The organism is Streptomyces sp. NPDC045956, from assembly GCF_056430705.1.
Genome location: NZ_JBWKKZ010000008.1, coordinates 289,102 through 305,584, shown reverse-complemented (window position 1 = coordinate 305,584; position 16,483 = coordinate 289,102). Strand labels below are relative to the sequence as shown.

General features: G+C 70.9%; 13 protein-coding genes and 1 pseudogene. 2 read left to right on the top strand and 12 right to left on the bottom strand.

What is annotated here, in order from left to right:
• Positions 1–174: 174 nt before the first annotated feature.
• From AC07FV_RS22885 to AC07FV_RS22870, 4 genes are all read right to left on the bottom strand, one after another.
• A complete protein-coding gene (locus AC07FV_RS22885; protein WP_479089163.1) occupies positions 175–1,530 on the bottom strand; it encodes a replication-associated recombination protein A in 1,356 nt (451 codons plus the stop codon).
• 72 nt (positions 1,531–1,602) lie between these two features.
• Complete coding sequence (locus AC07FV_RS22880; protein WP_479089162.1) at positions 1,603–2,265, bottom strand: vitamin K epoxide reductase family protein; 663 nt, start codon at positions 2,263–2,265, stop codon at positions 1,603–1,605.
• A 191-nt stretch (positions 2,266–2,456) separates the two neighbouring features.
• A complete protein-coding gene (gene hisS / locus AC07FV_RS22875; protein ID WP_479089161.1) occupies positions 2,457–3,719 on the bottom strand; it encodes a histidine--tRNA ligase in 1,263 nt (420 codons plus the stop codon).
• A gap of 13 nt (positions 3,720–3,732) precedes the next feature.
• The gene (locus tag AC07FV_RS22870) at positions 3,733–4,440 is read right to left on the bottom strand and encodes an MBL fold metallo-hydrolase (protein WP_479089160.1); all 708 of its coding nucleotides are present in this window, start codon (positions 4,438–4,440) and stop codon (positions 3,733–3,735) included.
• 183 nt (positions 4,441–4,623) lie between these two features.
• On the opposite strand from AC07FV_RS22870, the gene AC07FV_RS22865 reads away from it, so the two are divergent.
• The gene (locus AC07FV_RS22865; protein WP_479089159.1) at positions 4,624–5,448 is read left to right on the top strand and encodes a peptidylprolyl isomerase; all 825 of its coding nucleotides are present in this window, start codon (positions 4,624–4,626) and stop codon (positions 5,446–5,448) included.
• A gap of 135 nt (positions 5,449–5,583) precedes the next feature.
• A complete protein-coding gene (locus AC07FV_RS22860) occupies positions 5,584–6,813 on the top strand; it encodes a DUF349 domain-containing protein (RefSeq protein ID WP_479089158.1) in 1,230 nt (409 codons plus the stop codon).
• A 66-nt stretch (positions 6,814–6,879) separates the two neighbouring features.
• On the opposite strand, the gene relA is transcribed toward AC07FV_RS22860, so the two are convergent.
• The 8 genes and pseudogenes from relA to ruvC form a co-directional block, all read right to left on the bottom strand.
• On the bottom strand, positions 6,880–9,423 hold the full coding sequence (gene relA / locus AC07FV_RS22855) for a GTP pyrophosphokinase (RefSeq protein WP_479089157.1): 2,544 nt from the start codon (positions 9,421–9,423) through the stop codon (positions 6,880–6,882).
• A gap of 173 nt (positions 9,424–9,596) precedes the next feature.
• Positions 9,597–10,145: an adenine phosphoribosyltransferase gene (locus AC07FV_RS22850; protein WP_384703097.1), complete on the bottom strand. Its 549-nt coding sequence runs from the start codon at positions 10,143–10,145 to the stop codon at positions 9,597–9,599.
• Positions 10,142–11,281 carry a protein translocase subunit SecF gene (secF, locus tag AC07FV_RS22845; protein ID WP_479089156.1) on the bottom strand — a complete coding sequence of 380 codons (1,140 nt, stop codon included), beginning with the start codon at positions 11,279–11,281 and terminating at the stop codon, positions 10,142–10,144. Before secF ends, AC07FV_RS22850 begins: the two co-directional genes overlap by 4 nt.
• A 1-nt stretch (position 11,282) precedes the next feature.
• Positions 11,283–13,079 (bottom strand): protein translocase subunit SecD, encoded by a 1,797-nt coding sequence (secD, locus tag AC07FV_RS22840; protein ID WP_479089155.1) that lies wholly within the window; start codon positions 13,077–13,079, stop codon positions 11,283–11,285.
• Between the two features lie 131 nt (positions 13,080–13,210).
• Positions 13,211–13,711 carry a preprotein translocase subunit YajC gene (gene yajC / locus AC07FV_RS22835; protein ID WP_383645948.1) on the bottom strand — a complete coding sequence of 167 codons (501 nt, stop codon included), beginning with the start codon at positions 13,709–13,711 and terminating at the stop codon, positions 13,211–13,213.
• Positions 13,712–13,886: 175 nt separating this feature from the next.
• Positions 13,887–14,960, bottom strand: coding sequence for a Holliday junction branch migration DNA helicase RuvB (ruvB, locus tag AC07FV_RS22830; RefSeq protein WP_356605722.1), 1,074 nt, complete (start codon positions 14,958–14,960; stop codon positions 13,887–13,889).
• A 73-nt stretch (positions 14,961–15,033) separates the two neighbouring features.
• A complete protein-coding gene (ruvA, locus tag AC07FV_RS22825; protein ID WP_479089154.1) occupies positions 15,034–15,639 on the bottom strand; it encodes a Holliday junction branch migration protein RuvA in 606 nt (201 codons plus the stop codon).
• Between the two features lie 95 nt (positions 15,640–15,734).
• A pseudogene (gene ruvC, locus AC07FV_RS22820) lies at positions 15,735–16,325 on the bottom strand (crossover junction endodeoxyribonuclease RuvC); the annotation flags it as partial.
• Positions 16,326–16,483: the final 158 nt, after the last annotated feature.

Sequence of the window (16,483 nt, the reverse complement as noted above, 5' to 3'; positions counted from 1 at the left end):
ATACGTGCAGCACGCGAGTGGCCCACCGACCGCTCCCGGAACTCCGGGTGGTGGTGGGCTGCCCGCGACACCTATCGACGGTGCGCGACGCTCCTGGAACCCGCTGGGGGTTCCGGCCGGTTGTCCCGTTCTGACTGCACGGGACTCGGCACTCCGGGCGAGTCTACAGGTTGCTCAGCTCCGCTTGCGACCGAGGTGTCCGCGGGTCCACTCGACGGCGTCCGCGTACCGGGCCTCGGCGCCGTGCCGGGTGGGCTCGTAGTAGGCGCGGTCCTTCAGCTCGTCCGGGGCGTACTGCTGGGCGGCGATGCCTTCCGGGAGGTCGTGCGGGTACACGTAGCCCTGTCCGTGGCCGAGCTTGCCCGCTCCCTTGTAGTGGCTGTCCCGCAGGTGCGAGGGCACCGGACCGGCGAACCCCTTGCGTACGTCCTCCAGGGCGGCGCCGATGGCGGTGGTCGCCGCGTTGGACTTGGGGGCGAGCGCCAGGGCGATGGTCGCGTGGCTCAGGGTGAGCGCGGCCTCCGGGAAGCCGATCATCGCGACGGCCTGGGCGGCGGCGACGGCGATCGGCAGCGCGTTCGGATCGGCGAGGCCGATGTCCTCGCTGGCGGAGATCATCAGGCGTCGGGCGATGAACCGCGGGTCCTCGCCGGCCTCGATCATGCGGGCCAGGTAGTGCAGGGCGGCGTCCACGTCGGAGCCGCGGATGGACTTGATCAGGGCGCTGGCCACGTCGTAGTGCTGGTCGCCGTCGCGGTCGTACTTCACCGCGGCCCGGTCGACCGTCTCCTCCAGCGTGGTGAGGGCGATCTCCGTCTCGCCTTTGTCCAGCGCGGCCCCGGCGGCGGCCTCCAGCGCGGTCAGGGCGCGGCGGGCGTCGCCGCCGGCGATGCGCAGCAGGTGATCCTCGGTGTCCTCGGGCAGGCCCACGGCGTCCCCCAGACCGCGCTCGTCGGTCAGGGCCCGGCGGAGCAGGCCGCGGACGTCGTCGTCGGTGAGCGGTTCGAGGGTGAGGAGGAGGGAGCGGGAGAGCAGGGGGGAGATCACCGAGAAGTACGGGTTCTCCGTGGTGGCGGCGATCAGGGTGACCCAGCGGTTCTCGACGGCCGGGAGCAGGGAGTCCTGCTGGGCCTTGCTGAAGCGGTGGATCTCGTCGAGGAAGAGGACGGTCTCCTTGCCGTACCCGCCGACCGCGCGGCGGGCGCCGTCGATGACCGCGCGGACCTCCTTGACGCCCGCGGTGATCGCCGACAGCTCCACGAAGCGCTTGTTGGTGGCCTTGGAGACGACGTACGCCAGGGTGGTCTTGCCGGTGCCCGGCGGGCCCCACAGGATGACCGAGGACGGTCCGGCGGGACCGGACGCGCCCTCGCCGACCAGGCGGCGCAGGGGCGAGCCGGGCTTGAGCAGGTGCTGCTGGCCGACCACCTCGTCGAGGGTGCGCGGGCGCATCCGCACGGCGAGGGGACTGCCGGTCGGGTCCTTCTCCTGGCGTTCTTCGGCTGCGGCGGTGAACAGGTCGGGCTCCACGCTCTGAACCCTAGATGACGGCACCGACAACGTGGCGGGCCCGGTCACCGGAACCGGGGGCCGAGGCCCCGGTCAGCTGGTCCAGAAGTCCCACCAGCGGGTCAGGATCATCATCCCGATGATGCCGATGTGCAGCACCGGCAGGACCCAGGTGAACTCGCCGAAGAAGCCCTTGAGCCAGGTCGGCGCCGGCAGGAAGCCCTTGCGGACGTTGAAGGACGTCACGTACCAGAACATGATGATCGTGGCGACCCAGGCCAGGCAGCACCACAGGCACAGCGCGTTGATCCGGTACAGGGACTGGAACTGCAGCCAGGTGCAGAATCCGACGCCGAAGAGGGTGCCCGCGTTGAAGGTCAGCCAGTACCAGCGCGGGAATCGCGCCCCGGCGAGCAGGCTCATGCCGACGCAGACGACGATGCCGTAGGTCACCAGGCCGAGCACCGGGTTGGGGAACCCGAAGACGGCGGCCTGGTCGCTCTCCATGACGCTGCCGCAGGAGACGACGGGATTGAGGCTGCACCCGGGCGTGAAGGTGGTGCCCGCGACCTTCGCCTCGAGCAGCTTGAACTTGTCCAGCGTGATGACCCAGGCGGCGAGCACTCCGGCCGCGCCGGTGATCACCAGCAGCAGGGCCAGGGCGCGGCTGCCGCCCTCGGCCCGCGAGGCTCCGGCGGTGCGTTCCGGCGCGGGCTCCGCCACGGTGGAGACGTCCTTCACTGTCGTCTTGCTCATCACGCCGATTCCGTCACTTGAGTCGGACCTGCTTCGGGCAGGGCCATTGTGCCGTACGACCCTGTATGGCCACCGTTCGATGAACATAAGAACGCACCGGCGATCGCCCCGGAGAGTTGCGTTCCGGCCGATTCCCGTTCCCCGGGGGCACACGCGGACGAATGCGCGTGCCCCGGGAGCGGCGGGGGCCCTCAGCCGAGCCGGGACTCCAGCTCCGCGACGATCTCGTTGACACCGATCGCGCTCTGCTCGCCGGACTCCATGTCCTTGAGCTGGACGACGCCCTCGGCGAGGTCGCGCTCGCCGAGGACCAGGGCGTAGCGGGCGCCCGAGCGGTGGGCCGCCTTCATCGCGGCCTTGAGGCCCTTGCCGCCGTAGGAGAAGTCGGCGGCCACGCCGTTCTTGCGCAGTTCGGTGACCTTCGAGAAGAGGACCCGGCGGGCCTCCTCGCCGAGCGGGACGGCGTAGACGGAGGTGACCGACGGGATGTCCAGCTCGATGCCCTCGGCCTCCAGGGCGAGGACGGTGCGGTCGACGCCCAGAGCCCAGCCCACGGACGGGAGGGCCGGGCCGCCGATCATCTCGGACAGTCCGTCGTAGCGGCCGCCGCCGCCCACCGCGGACTGGGAGCCCAGTCCGTCGTGGACGAACTCGAAGGTCGTGCGCGTGTAGTAGTCCAGGCCGCGCACCAGCTTGGGGTCGTCCTCGAAGACCACGCCGGCCGCCGTGATCAGCTCGCGTACCTCCTCGTGGTACGCCTTGCAGGCGTCGCACAGGTAGTCGCGGAGCAGCGGGGCGTCGGTAAGCTGCTTCTGCACCTCGGGACGCTTGTCGTCCAGGACGCGCAGCGGGTTGATGTCGGCGCGGCGCAGCGTCTCCTCGTCCAGGTCGAGGCCGCGCAGGAAGTCCTGGAGCGCGGCGCGGTAGACCGGACGGCACTCCTTGTCGCCCAGGGAGTTGAGCAGGATGCGGAAGTTCTGCAGGCCCAGCGCCCGGTACGACTGGTCGGCCAGGATGATCAGTTCGGCGTCGAGGGCCGGGTCCTCGGCCCCGATGGCTTCGGCGCCGACCTGGGAGAAGTGGCGGTAACGGCCCTTCTGGGGGCGCTCGTAGCGGTACTGCGAGCCCGAGTACCAGACCTTCACCGGCAGGTTGCCCGCCTTGTGCAGGTTGGCTTCCAGGACCGCGCGCAGCACGGGGGCCGTCGTCTCCGGGCGCAGCGCCAGACGGTCGCCGCCCTTGGTCTCGAAGACGTACATCTCCTTGGTGACGATGTCGGTGGACTCACCGACACCGCGCGCGAAGAGTTCGACGTTCTCGAATCCGGGCGTCTCGATGTAGCCGTAGCCGGAGTTGCGCAGCGGGGCCGCGATCGCCTCGCGGACCGCCAGGAACTTGGCGGAGTCCGGCGGCAGCAGGTCGTACGTGCCCTTGGGGGCCTTGAAGGTGCTCACGGGAGGTTACTCGTCACATTCCTCGTCGGGGCGCGCCGGGCGCGCCCTGGCCGGCCGCCACCTGCCGCAGATACGGGTTGGTGGCGCGCTCCTGGCCGATGGTCGTGTAGTCGTTGTGACCGGGCAGCACCACGGTGGCGTCGTCGAGAGGCAGGACCACGCGTGCCAGGGACTCGAGCATGTCGTCCATGGAGCCACCGGGGAAGTCGGTGCGGCCGATGGAGCCGGCGAACAGCAGGTCGCCCGAGAACAAGATCGGCGGGATGTCCGCCGCCTCGGGCAGACCGAAGGTCACCGACCCCTTGGTATGGCCGGGGGCGTGCGCGACCGTCAGCTCCAGGCCGGCCAGCTCCAGCCTGGTGCCGTCGGTCAGCTCCTTGACGTCGTCCGGCTCTCCGACGGTCAGCTCACCCATGAGCGGCATGCCGATGGACCGGCCGATCCCCTTTTCGGGGTCGCTCATCATGAAGCGGTCCTCGGGGTGGATCCAGGCCGGCACGTCGTGCGCGCCGCAGACCGGGACGACCGAGGCGACATGGTCGATGTGGCCGTGGGTGAGGACGACGGCGACGGGCTTGAGCCGATGCTTGGCGAGTGCTTCCTCGACCCCCTGTGCGGCCTGGTGGCCCGGGTCGATGATCACGCACTCCTCACCGGCGGCGGGGGCGACGAGATAGCAGTTCGTCCCCCAGGCCCCGGCGGGGAACCCGGCAATGAGCACGATCGTCCTTCGTTTGTGTCGGTACGGGTGGGCTTGCGAACGGGCCGCGCCCATGGTCAGAGCCTACCGGCGGTGCCGTTTCCTCAGCGAACCCATATACGGTACGGGGCTACACGCCCACGGTCGGCTCATCGCACGCACGCGTACCGGTCGGCACTCGAAGACGCATGAGGAGAGAACCCGGTGGTCACCCAGGAGCAGCGGCGGCGTCAGCTCGCCCGGGAGAAGTTCTTGCGGCAGCAGCAGCGACGTACCTCCGCTCGACGCAAGGCGCGCATGCGCAACGCCGCTATCGCGTCGGTGCTCGGCGTGATTCTGATCGGCAGTGTCGCGCTGTACACGACCGGGGTGGTCCTGGGCGACGACGACACGAAGTCGAACGCGAACGCGGAGGTCACCCCGAGCGCCTCGGCGAGCAGCAAGGCGCCGGACCCGTGCGAGAAGCCGGCCGAGGGCAAGGTCAAGACGCAGACCTGGAAGAAGGAACCTGCGATGACCGTCGACAAGTCGGCGAAGTACGCGATGAAACTGGCCACGACCTGCGGCGACATAGACATCGCCCTGAAGACGTCGGCGGCCCCGCACACCGTCAACTCGTTCAGCTTCCTGGCCGGCAAGGGCTTCTTCGACCACACGCCGTGCCACCGGCTCACCACCAACGGGATCTTCGTGCTCCAGTGCGGCGACCCGACGGGACAGGGCAACGGCGGCCCCGGCTACACCATTCCGGACGAGAATCTGAAGGACAAGAGCCTCAAGGAGAACACGTACCCGGCGGGCACGGTGGCGATGGCGAACACCGGGCAGCCGGGCTCCGGCGGCAGCCAGTTCTTCCTCGTGTACCAGGACAGCCCGCTGCCCCCCAGCTACACACCGTTCGGCACCATCTCGGACGGGGGCATGAAGGTGCTGAAGAAGATCGCCGAGGCCGGTGAGAGCACGGGAGCGGGCGACGGAGCGCCCAACGCGACGGTCGTGATCGACAAGGCGACCGTCGCCAAATCCTGACCCTCATCAGCGAAAGTTCGGTCGCGCGGGATGCGGACAGGCCACCCGCCGGTCGCCTATGTTGGCCGTGACGAAACTGTGGACGATGCCCGGGGGTAGCGAAGCCCTCCGCAGGCATCATGTGGAGGAGGCGCTGTGAGCAGCGACCCGTGGGGCCGCGTCGACGAGACGGGGACCGTGTACGTGCGTACGGCCGACGGCGAGCAGGTCGTCGGTTCCTGGCAGGCGGGCTCCCCCGAGGAGGCGCTGGCCTATTTCGAGCGCAAGTACGAAGGCCTGGTTGTCGAGATCGGCCTCCTCGAGAAGCGCGTGAAGACCACCGACCTGTCGGCGAAGGACGCCCAGACGGCCATCGACCACCTGCGGGAGCAGGTCGACGCGCACCACGCGGTCGGTGACCTGGACGCCCTGCGGACCCGGCTGGACAAACTCGTGGAGCTGGTCGACAAGCGCCGCGAGGAGCGGAAGGTCCAGCGGGCGAAGCAGTCCGACGAGGCGCGCGGCGCCAAGGAGGCACTGGTCGCCGAGGCCGAGGAACTGGCCGGGTCCGACCAGTGGCGGGCGGCCGGTGAGCGGCTGCGCTCGCTGGTCGACACCTGGAAGGGGCTGCCGCGGCTGGACCGCAAGTCCGACGACGAGCTGTGGCACCGCTTCTCGCACGCCCGGTCGGCGTTCTCCAAGCGCCGCAAGCAGCACTTCGCGCAGTTGGACGCGCAGCGCGAGGACGCCCGGCAGACCAAGGAACGGCTGGTCGCCGAGGCCGAGGCACTGTCGAACTCGACGGAGTGGGGGCCGACGGCCGCGCGCTACCGCGACCTGATGTCCGAGTGGAAGGCCGCGGGTCGCGCCCAGCGCGAGCACGAGGACGACCTGTGGAACCGCTTCCGCGGCGCCCAGGACGTCTTCTTCGCCGCCCGCAGCTCGGTCTTCGCGGAGCGCGACGCCGAGCAGACGGAGAACCTCAAGCTCAAGGAGGAGCTGGCCGAGGAGGCCGAGAAGCTCCTGCCGGTGACCGACCTGAAGGCGGCCCGCGCCGCGTTCCGTTCGGTCAACGAGCGCTGGGAGGCCATCGGCCACGTACCGCGCGACGCCCGGCCGAAGGTCGAGGGCCGGATGCACGCGGTCGAGCGGGCGCTCCAGGAGGCCGAGGAGAGCGAGTGGCGCCGGACGAACCCGGAGGCACGCGCGCGTGCCGAGGGTCTGACCGGTCAGCTCCAGTCGGCCGTGGACAAGCTGCGCTCCCAGATCGAGCAGGCGCGCGCCCAGGGCAACAACGCCAGGGCCGACAAGCTCCAGCGTGAGCTGGACGGCCGGCAGGCGCTGCTGGACCAGGCCCTGAAGGGGCTGCACGAGTTCGGCGGCTGATCCGCACGACGAAAGGGGCTCCGGTACGCGTCGCGTACCGGAGCCCCTTTCGTCGTGTGCGGCGCTCTACGAGGGCCTGCGCGCCGATGTCACGCGGTACACGTCGTAGACGCCCTCCACGCCGCGTACGGCCTTCAGGACGTGCCCCAGGTGCTTGGGGTCGCCCATCTCGAAGGTGAAGCGGGAGGTGGCGACGCGGTCGCGGGAGGTCTGGACGGCCGCGGAGAGGATGTTGACGTGCTGGTCCGACAGCACCCGGGTGACGTCCGAGAGGAGCCGGGAGCGGTCCAGGGCCTCGACCTGGATGGCGACCAGGAAGACGGAGGACTGGCTGGGGGCCCACTCGACGTCGAGGATGCGCTCGGGTTCCCGGGAGAGGGAGTCCACGTTCACGCAGTCGCTGCGGTGGACGGAGACACCGCTGCCGCGGGTGACGAAGCCGATGATCGGGTCGCCGGGCACGGGCGTGCAGCACCGGGCGAGCTTGATCCACACGTCGTCGACGCCCTTGACCACGACTCCCGGGTCGGCACTGGTGCGGCGTTTGCGGCCGCGACCGTGGGCCGGCGGCACCGACTCGTCGATCTCCTCGGTGGCCGCCTCCTCGCCGCCGAGCGCGTGGACGAGCTTCTGCACGATGTTCTGCGCGGAGACGTGGCCCTCGCCGATCGCCGCGTACAGCGCGGAGATGTCGGAGTAGCGCATCTCGTGGGCGAGGGTGACCAGGGAGTCGCCGGTCAGGATGCGCTGGATCGGCAGGTTCTGCTTGCGCATCGCGCGGACGATGGCGTCCTTGCCCTGCTCGATCGCCTCGTCGCGGCGCTCCTTGGAGAACCAGGCACGGATCTTGTTGCGGGCGCGCGGCGACTTCACGAAGCCGAGCCAGTCGCGCGAGGGGCCCGCTCCGGCCGCCTTGGACGTGAAGACCTCGACCAGGTCGCCGTTGTCCAGGGTGGACTCCAGCGGGACGAGGCGGCCGTTGACGCGTGCGCCTATGGTGCGGTGGCCGACCTCGGTGTGGACGGCGTAGGCGAAGTCCACGGGGGTGGCGCTCGCCGGGAGCGCTATGACGTCGCCCTTGGGGGTGAAGACGAAGACCTCGTTGCGCGAGAGGTCGAAGCGCAGGGACTCCAGGAACTCGCCGGGGTCCTCGGTCTCCTTCTGCCAGTCCAGCAGCTGGCGCAGCCACGCCATGTCGTTGAGGTGGTCGTCCTTGCCCTTGCCGGACGACTTGGGCGCGTCGGAGCGGACCTTGGAGGCGCCGGCGACGGCTTCCTGCTTGTACTTCCAGTGCGCGGCGATGCCGTACTCGGCGCGGCGGTGCATGTCGAAGGTGCGGATCTGCAGCTCGACCGGCTTGCCGTTGGGCCCGATGACCGTCGTGTGCAGCGACTGGTACATGTTGAACTTGGGCATCGCGATGTAGTCCTTGAACCGCCCCGGAACCGGGTTCCAGCGGGCGTGGACCGTGCCCAGCGCCGCGTAGCAGTCGCGGACCGTGTCCACCAGGACGCGGATGCCCACCAGGTCGTAGATCTCCGCGAAGTCACGGCCGCGGACGATCATCTTCTGGTAGACGCTGTAGTAGTGCTTGGGTCGTCCGGTGACGGTCGCCTTGATCCGGGCCGCGCGCAGGTCCTGCTGCACCTCGTCGGTGACGATGGCGAGGTACTCGTCGCGCTTGGGGGCGCGCTCGGCGACCAGACGGACGATCTCGTCGTACATCTTGGGGTAGAGGATCGCGAAGGCGAGGTCCTCCAGCTCCCACTTGATGGTGTTCATGCCCAGCCGGTGGGCGAGCGGCGCGTAGATCTCCAGGGTCTCGCGCGCCTTCTTCTCCTGCTTCTCGCGCTTGAGGTAGCGCATGGTGCGCATGTTGTGCAGGCGGTCGGCGAGCTTGATGACGAGGACGCGCGGGTCCTTCGCCATCGCGACGACCATCTTGCGCACGGTCTCGGCCTGCGCGGCCTCGCCGAACTTGACCTTGTCGAGCTTGGTGACACCGTCGACGAGGAGGGTGACCACGTCGCCGAAGTCCCGGCGCAGATCCTCCAGGCCGTACTCGGTGTCCTCGACCGTGTCGTGCAGCAGCCCCGCCATGAGTGTGGCCGGGTCCATGCCCAGCTCGGCGAGGATGGTGGTGACGGCGAGCGGGTGCGTGATGTACGGGTCGCCGCTCTTGCGCTTCTGGCCGCGGTGCCAGCGCTCGGCGACCTGGTAGGCGCGCTCGATCTGGCGCAGGGTCGCCGTCTCGATCTTGGGGTCGTTGCCGCGCACTATCCGCAGCAGGGGCTCCAGGACCGGGTTGTACGGGTTGGCGCGCTGCACGCCGAGACGGGCGAGGCGGGCTCGGACGCGGTTGGAGGAGCCGGAGCGGGCGGGCTGGCCGGCGGGTGCGCGGACCACGGGCGCGTTCCGGCCGCGGTCGGGCGGGATCGGCTTGGGACGCGGCTGCTGGTCGGCCGGCTTGTCCACGGGCGCCGCCGGGGCGTGCTGGATCGGCCCGTGCGTGTCGTTCTTCGCCTGCGGCGCGCTCGGTACGGGCTTCGCCGCGGGCGCCGAGGCGGACTCGGGCTTGGCGGCGGTCAGTGGCTGGGCCTCGTCTGGCAAGAGGACTCCTCGTGCGCGATCCGGGTCCCCCGGTCAGGCTCCGGAGTCCCCATGGTAGCGATCCTGCACGCCAGGATCGCCTTCAGGCCACTGTGAGGGCCGTCAAGGCCGCCAACACCCGAGGCGGGCCCCGGATTCCTCCGGGGCCCGCCTCGGACGAGCGGTGCGAGCGGTCAGACCGTGAGCAGCGCCTCCAGCGGCGCCCCGGCCAGGGCCGGCTCCAGCCGGGCCCGTCCGCCGAGGAAGCCCAGCTCCATCAGGACGGCGAGTCCCGCGACCCGCGCGCCCGCCCGGCGGATCAGCTCCAGCGAGGCCTCGGCGGTGCCGCCGGTGGCGAGGACGTCGTCGACGACCAGGACCCGGTCGTCGGCGGTCAGGTCCTCGGCGTGCACCTCGATCTCGGCCGAGCCGTACTCCAGGTCGTACGCCTGGCTGAGGGTGGCTCCGGGGAGCTTGCCCGCCTTGCGTACGGGGATGAAGCCGAGCCCGGCCCGCAGGGCCACCGGGGCGCCCAGGATGAAGCCGCGGGCCTCCAGGCCGACGACCTTGGTGGCGCCGGTGCGCCCGGCGACCTCGGCGAGCGCGTCGGTCAGGGCGGCGAAGGCCGTCGGGTCGGCCAGGAGCGGGGTGATGTCCTTGAACACCACGCCCGGCTCCGGGTGATCGGCCACGTCACGGATGCGGCTGAGCAGCAGCTCCGTGATGTCGGTGGTCCCGGTCATCGGCGCTTCCCGGAGGGCCGGCCGCGTCCCCTGTTGCGGGAGGCGGGCTGGTTGCGGGGGCCGACGACCGCGGGGGCGGCGTCGTCGGGGTCCTCGGGGTCCTCGTCGGTCTCGTCGTCGTAGCGCTCCTCGTCCACGGCGTTCTCGGCCGGCACGCCCGCGGCCGCGGCCTGGGCGCGCTTGGCGAGGACGCGCTTCTTGAGCGCCTTCATCTGCGGCTCGGCCTCCTTGAGGTCGGCGACGAGCGGCGTGGCGATGAAGATCGACGAGTAGGCACCCGCGGCGAGACCCACGAACAGCGACAGCGAGATGTCGTTGAGCATGCCGGCGCCGAGGACACCGCCGCCGATGAACAGCAGGCCGCCCACCGGCAGCAGCGCGACCACCGTGGTGTTGACGGACCGCACCAGGGTGCTGTTGATCGAGCGGTTGGCGATCTCGCCGTAGGTCCAGCGGGTCTGTTTGGTGATGTCTCTCGTCTGTTCCTTGAGACTGTCGAAGACCACGACCGTGTCGTACAGCGAGTAGCCGAGGATCGTGAGCAGACCGATCACCGTGCCGGGTGTGACCTCGAAGCCCACCAGGGCGTAGATGCCGACCGTGATGGTGATGTCGTGGATCAGCGCGACGAAGGCGGCGAGTGCCATCCGCCACTCGAAGGCGATGGCCAGATAGATCACCACCAGGACCATGAAGATCCCGAGGCCCTGCCATGCCTTGTTGGCGATCTGGTCACCCCAGCTGGGGCCGACCAGGTCCGCGTTGATCCGCTCCGCCGGGACGTCCAGGTCCTTGGAGAGCTCTTCCTTGATCTGGTCCGACGCCTCGGTGTCGGTGCCCGCGATCTGGATGCGGAGGCTGCCGTCGCCGAGCTTCTGGACGATCGCGTCGTGGCCCGAGGCCTCTTCCGCCCACGTCTCGGTCTGCGAGACCGAGGCGCTCATGTTCTTCGGGGTGGTGAAGACCGCGCCGCCCTGGAACTCGATGCCCATGTGCAGGCCGCGCACCGCCAGGCCGACGATGGCCGTGATGGTGATGAGGATCGAGATGCCGTACCAGAGCTTGCGGTTCTTGACGAAGTCGTAGCCGACCTCGCCGTGGTGCAGTCGAGCGCCGAGGGTGCCGAGCTTTCCCATCTCACGCCTCCTTCGGGTCGACAGGGCCGGCGGGGCGGGCGGTACGACGGGTGCGGCGCAGCGGCGGCTTGGCACCCAGGCTCTTCGGGTCGAGGCCGGACCACTTGTGGCCGCTCGCGAAGAACTTGCGCCGGGCCATCAGCGTCAGCAGCGGCTTGGTGAAGAGGAACACCACCACGACGTCGAGCAGCGTGGTCAGCCCCAGGGTGAAGGCGAAGCCCTGCACCTTGCCGACGGTGACGATGAAGAGCACCGCGGCGGCGAGGAAGGACACGAAGTCGGAGACCAGGATGGTGCGCCGGGCGCGCGGCCAGGCCCGCTCGACGGCGGGACGCAGGGTGCGTCCTTCGCGGATCTCGTCGCGGACGCGTTCGAAGTACACGATGAACGAGTCCGCCGTGATGCCGATGGCGACGATGGCCCCGCAGACGGCCGGCAGGTTCAGCGCGAAGCCGATGGCCGGGCCGAGCAGCGACATGATCACGTACGTGAGGGCCGCGGAGATCAGCAGCGAGGCGACGGCGATGAACGACAGGCCGCGGTAGTAGACCAGCAGGTAGAGGACGACCAGGGCGAGGCCGATCGCACCCGCGATCAGACCGGCCTTGAGCTGCTCGCCGCCGAGTGCGGCGGTGACGGTGGTGACGCTGTCCTCCTTGAAGGTCAGCGGCAGCGCGCCGTAGGACAGCATGTTGGCGAGGCCCTGGGCCTCCTCCTGGTCGAAGTTGCCGGAGATCTCCGCGCTGCCGCCGGTGAGCGCCTGGCTGACGTAGGGGTCGGAGACGACCTCGTTGTCCAGGACGATGGCGAACTGGTTCTGCGGGGACTGGTTCTGCGCCAGCTTGCCGGTGATGTCGGCGAACTTCTTGGCGCCGCCGTCCGTGAACTTCATCGTCACGGTCCAGCCGGCGGCGGTCTGCGTGTTGAAGACCGCCTCGGAGCTGTCGACGTCGGTGCCGTCGACCGCGGCCGGGCCGAGGATGTACTTCTGCCACTGGCCCTGCGCGTTCTGGCCGCAGGCGACCATGGACTCGCCCTGCTTGGCGCCGGCGCCCGCCTTGGCCCGCGCGGACGCGTCGGTGCAGTCCAGCGCGGCGTACGCGGCCTGGAGCTTGGCGGTCGCGTCGTCACCCGAGGCGCTGGCGCTCGCGGAGGGGGAGGCGCCGTCGGTGGCCCCGCCGGACGGGCTGGGGTCGGCCTTCAGGGCGTCGCTGGCGGCACGGCCCTGCGGGCCGGCGCTCGCCGAGGCGGAGCCGGAGGGCGCGTCGCTCGCCTTGTCACCGTCGGTGGCCTTGTCCGGATCGGCCGCGCCGTCCGTGGCCTTGTCGGTCGCCTTGTCGGAGGCGTTGCCGGTGGGGCTCGGGGAGGGGCTGCCGGTGGCGCCCGCGCCGGACAGCTCGGTGGCGACCACCGGGCGGAAGTAGAGCTTGGCGGTGGTGCCGACCTGCTCCCGGGCTTCCTTCGAGTTCGTCCCCTTGGGGATGTTGACGATGATGTTCCGGTCGCCCTGGGTCTGCACCTCGGCCTCGGAGACACCCAGACCGTTGACGCGGCGCTCCATGATCTCGACCGCGGTGTCCATGTTGGTCTTGTTGATCGCGGACTCCTGGCCCGCCTCCGGCACCGCGCGCAGCGTGATGCTGGTGCCGCCGGCCAGGTCGATGCCGAGACGCGGAGTCGTGTGTCCGGAGGCGAACATGCCGCCGGTGAGCGCCACGATGGCGATCAGCATCAGGGCCAGCGAGCGCCCGGGCTTACTCTGAGCGCTCGCATTCTTTCCCTTTTTAGGTGCTACCACCTTTGCGTACTCCCTCTCGGGCCGCTCGCGCCGGGTAGGCGTCGCCGGCGGCCATCACATGGTGTCCGGATCCGTGCGAGCCGCGCGTCACACGGGGCGGGCGGGAACGCCCCGCTCGCCCCGGAGCACGGTTACTTCGCCTCGGAGCCGCCGTCGGACTTCTTCGCCTGCTCGTCCGTCTTCGCCTCGGCGGGCGCGGCGTCGGCCGTCGGCTCGTCGGCCGCGTCCTTCTTGCCGAGGTCGACGGGCTTGTCGTCGGAGACGGCGGCGTCGTCGGCGGGGGCGTCGGTCCCGGTGAGGGAGGAGGCATCGTCCGGGACGATGTCGGCGTCGGACTTCAGGTCGTGCTCCACGCCGTGGACGATGCGGTTGTACTCGTCGTCGGTGAGGACGGCACCGATGCTGTTCTTGGCGAAGAGCAGCTCGACACCCGGGCCGGCGTCGAGGAGGACCGTGTCCTCGTTGACCTCCTTGACCGTGGCGTACATGCCCCCGATGGTGCGGACGCCGGAACCGGGCTGCATCTGGTTCCGCATGTCGACGGCCTGCTGCTGCTTCTTCTTCGCCGACCGGGTCATCAGGAACATGGCCCCGATGAGCACGATGAACGGGAGGAGGGTCACGAGACTCACGGGTCGGTACTTCCTTCACACGACCGCGATGGTGAGCGGCCTGATGGTTGGGGGTGTGTACGCCGCCGACAAGGGCGGCATCGGCGGAGTCTAAGCGAGTCCGCGCGCATGGAACAACGCTCAGCATGGCACCGGGGTTCCTGCCCCGGCGAATGTCCTCTTCGTGACGGTGGCGTCACGCCCCGAACAGGTCCTGTTGTCCGTTTCCGGAGTTCTGGGACCGCGGTGGGGTGAGGCCGAGGTGCGCCCATGCCGCCGGGGTCGCGACCCGTCCGCGCGGGGTGCGGGCCAGCAGGCCCTCCCGTACGAGGAACGGTTCGGCGACCTCTTCCACGGTCTCACGTTCCTCCCCCACCGCGACGGCGAGCGTGGACAGGCCGACGGGGCCGCCGCCGAACAGCTTGAGCAGGGCCTCCAGCACACCCCGGTCCAGCCGGTCCAGGCCGCGGGCGTCGACCTCGTAGACCGCGAGGGCGGCCGCGGCGATCTCCTGGGTGATCAGGCCGTCGGCCTTGACCTGGGCGTAGTCGCGGACGCGGCGCAGCAGGCGGTTGGCGATGCGGGGCGTGCCGCGGGAGCGGCCGGCGATCTCGGCGGCGCCGGCCGTGTCGATGCCGACGTCGAGCAGGCCCGCCGAGCGGTGGATGACCCGCTCCAGCTCGGTGGGTCCGTAGAACTCCATGTGCGCGGTGAAGCCGAAGCGGTCGCGCAGCGGGGGCGGCAGCAGCCCCGCGCGTGTGGTGGCGCCGACCAGGGTGAACGGCGGCAGCTCCAGGGGGATGGCGGTGGCGCCCGGACCCTTGCCGACGATCACGTCGACGCGGAAGTCCTCCATGGCCATGTAGAGCATCTCCTCGGCGGGCCGCGACATGCGGTGGATCTCGTCGAGGAAGAGCACCTCGCCCTCCTGGAGGGAGGAGAGGATCGCCGCGAGGTCCCCGGCGTGCTGGATGGCGGGCCCCGAGGTGATCCGGATCGGGGCCTCCATCTCGGCCGCGATGATCATCGAGAGGGTGGTCTTGCCGAGGCCGGGCGCGCCGGAGAGCAGGACGTGGTCGGCGGTCGCCCCGCGCGCGCGGGCGGCGCGCAGGACGAGGTCGAGCTGCTCGCGGACCTTCTCCTGGCCGATGAACTCGCCCAGGTCCTTGGGGCGCAGGGCGGCCTCCACCGCCTGGTCCTCCCCGTCGGCGGACGCACCGACGAGCCGCTCGGCGGTGGCGTCGGTGTCGGTCGTGTCGTCCCAGTTCATAGCGGTGTGTGCCTCGGGGGTCGGGGTGGTGGGGCGGCGGGCGCGGTGGTGGGGCAGCGGGCTCGGTGGCGGTTCAGCGGGCGCGGTTCAGGGTCTGGAGGGCAGACTTCAGCAGCTGCCCCACCTGGGGGGTGCCGCCGGCGGCCTCCGCCTGGGGGGTCACGGCGGCGACGGCCTCGTCGGCCTCCCGGGTCGCGTACCCGAGGCCGATCAGGGCCGCGTGCAGCTGGTCGCGCCAGCCGGTGCTGACCGGAGCGCCGACGGCGGGGGCTCCGACGGGTTCGCCGAGGCGGTCCTTCAGTTCCAGGAGCAGCTTCTGCGCGCCCTTCTTGCCGATGCCGGGGACGGCGGTGAGCGCCTTCTCGTCGCCGGTGGCGACGGCTCTGCGCAGGGCGTCCGGGCTGTGCACGGCGAGCATCGCCTGGGCGAGCCGGGGTCCGACGCCGCTGGCGGTCTGGAGCAGCTCGAAGACCTGGCGCTCGTCGTCGTCGGCGAAGCCGTACAGGGTGAGCGAGTCCTCGCGGACGACGAGCGAGGTGGCGAGTTTGGCGGGCTTGCCGAGGCGGAGGGTGGAGAGCGTGTTCGGCGTGCACTGCACGGCCATGCCGACGCCACCGACCTCGACCACCGCGGCATCGGGAGCGAGGGCGGCTACGGTGCCGCTGACGAAGGCGATCATGCCGGGTGGCCTTTCGGTGCGTGCGGGGTGTTCGGGACCTGGGCCGCGTGGGGCTGCTGGGTGTCCGAGGACTGCTCGGGGGCCGGGCCGCGCCGGGCGGTCGGTGACTGCCGGGGGCTGGGGGAGAGCCGGCCGGCCGCCGTGCGCCGGGCCGGCGGCGTCCGCGGGACGGGCTGGGCGGCGCGGGCCACGGCCTGCTGGAGCCGGTTCTGCGCGGGGGCGCGCCAGATGTGGCAGATGGCGAGCGCGAGGGCGTCGGCGGCGTCGGCCGGCTTGGGGGGCGCGGCGAGCCGCAGCAGGCGGGTGACCATGGCGCCGACCTGCGCCTTGTCGGCGCGGCCGCTGCCGGTGACGGCGGCCTTGACCTCGCTCGGGGTGTGCAGGGCGACGGGGATGCCGCGGCGGGAGGCGCACAGGATGGCGACGGCGCTGGCCTGGGCCGTGCCCATCACCGTACGGACGTTGTGCTGGCTGAAGACGCGCTCCACGGCGACGTACTCCGGCCGGTGCTCGTCCAGCCACTGCTCGATGCCCTGCTCGACGGCGACGAGGCGGTGGCCGAGGTCGGCGTCGGCGGGGGTGCGGACGACGCCGACACCGATCATGGTGAGCGGTCTGCCCGCGACGCCCTCCACGACACCGACCCCGCAGCGGGTCAGCCCCGGGTCCACCCCCAGTACGCGCACGTGCCCTCCCGTTCGATCGCCTGTTTGTGCAGGCTATCGGGTGCCACCGACAACGGCGGTGGGGGGGGGGAGAGGTCTCGCACCCCCCCCCCGCCCCCGTTCCGTTCCCGGCACCCTCCATCACCCTCCCCCCCCCACCCCCCCACCCCCCCCCCCAC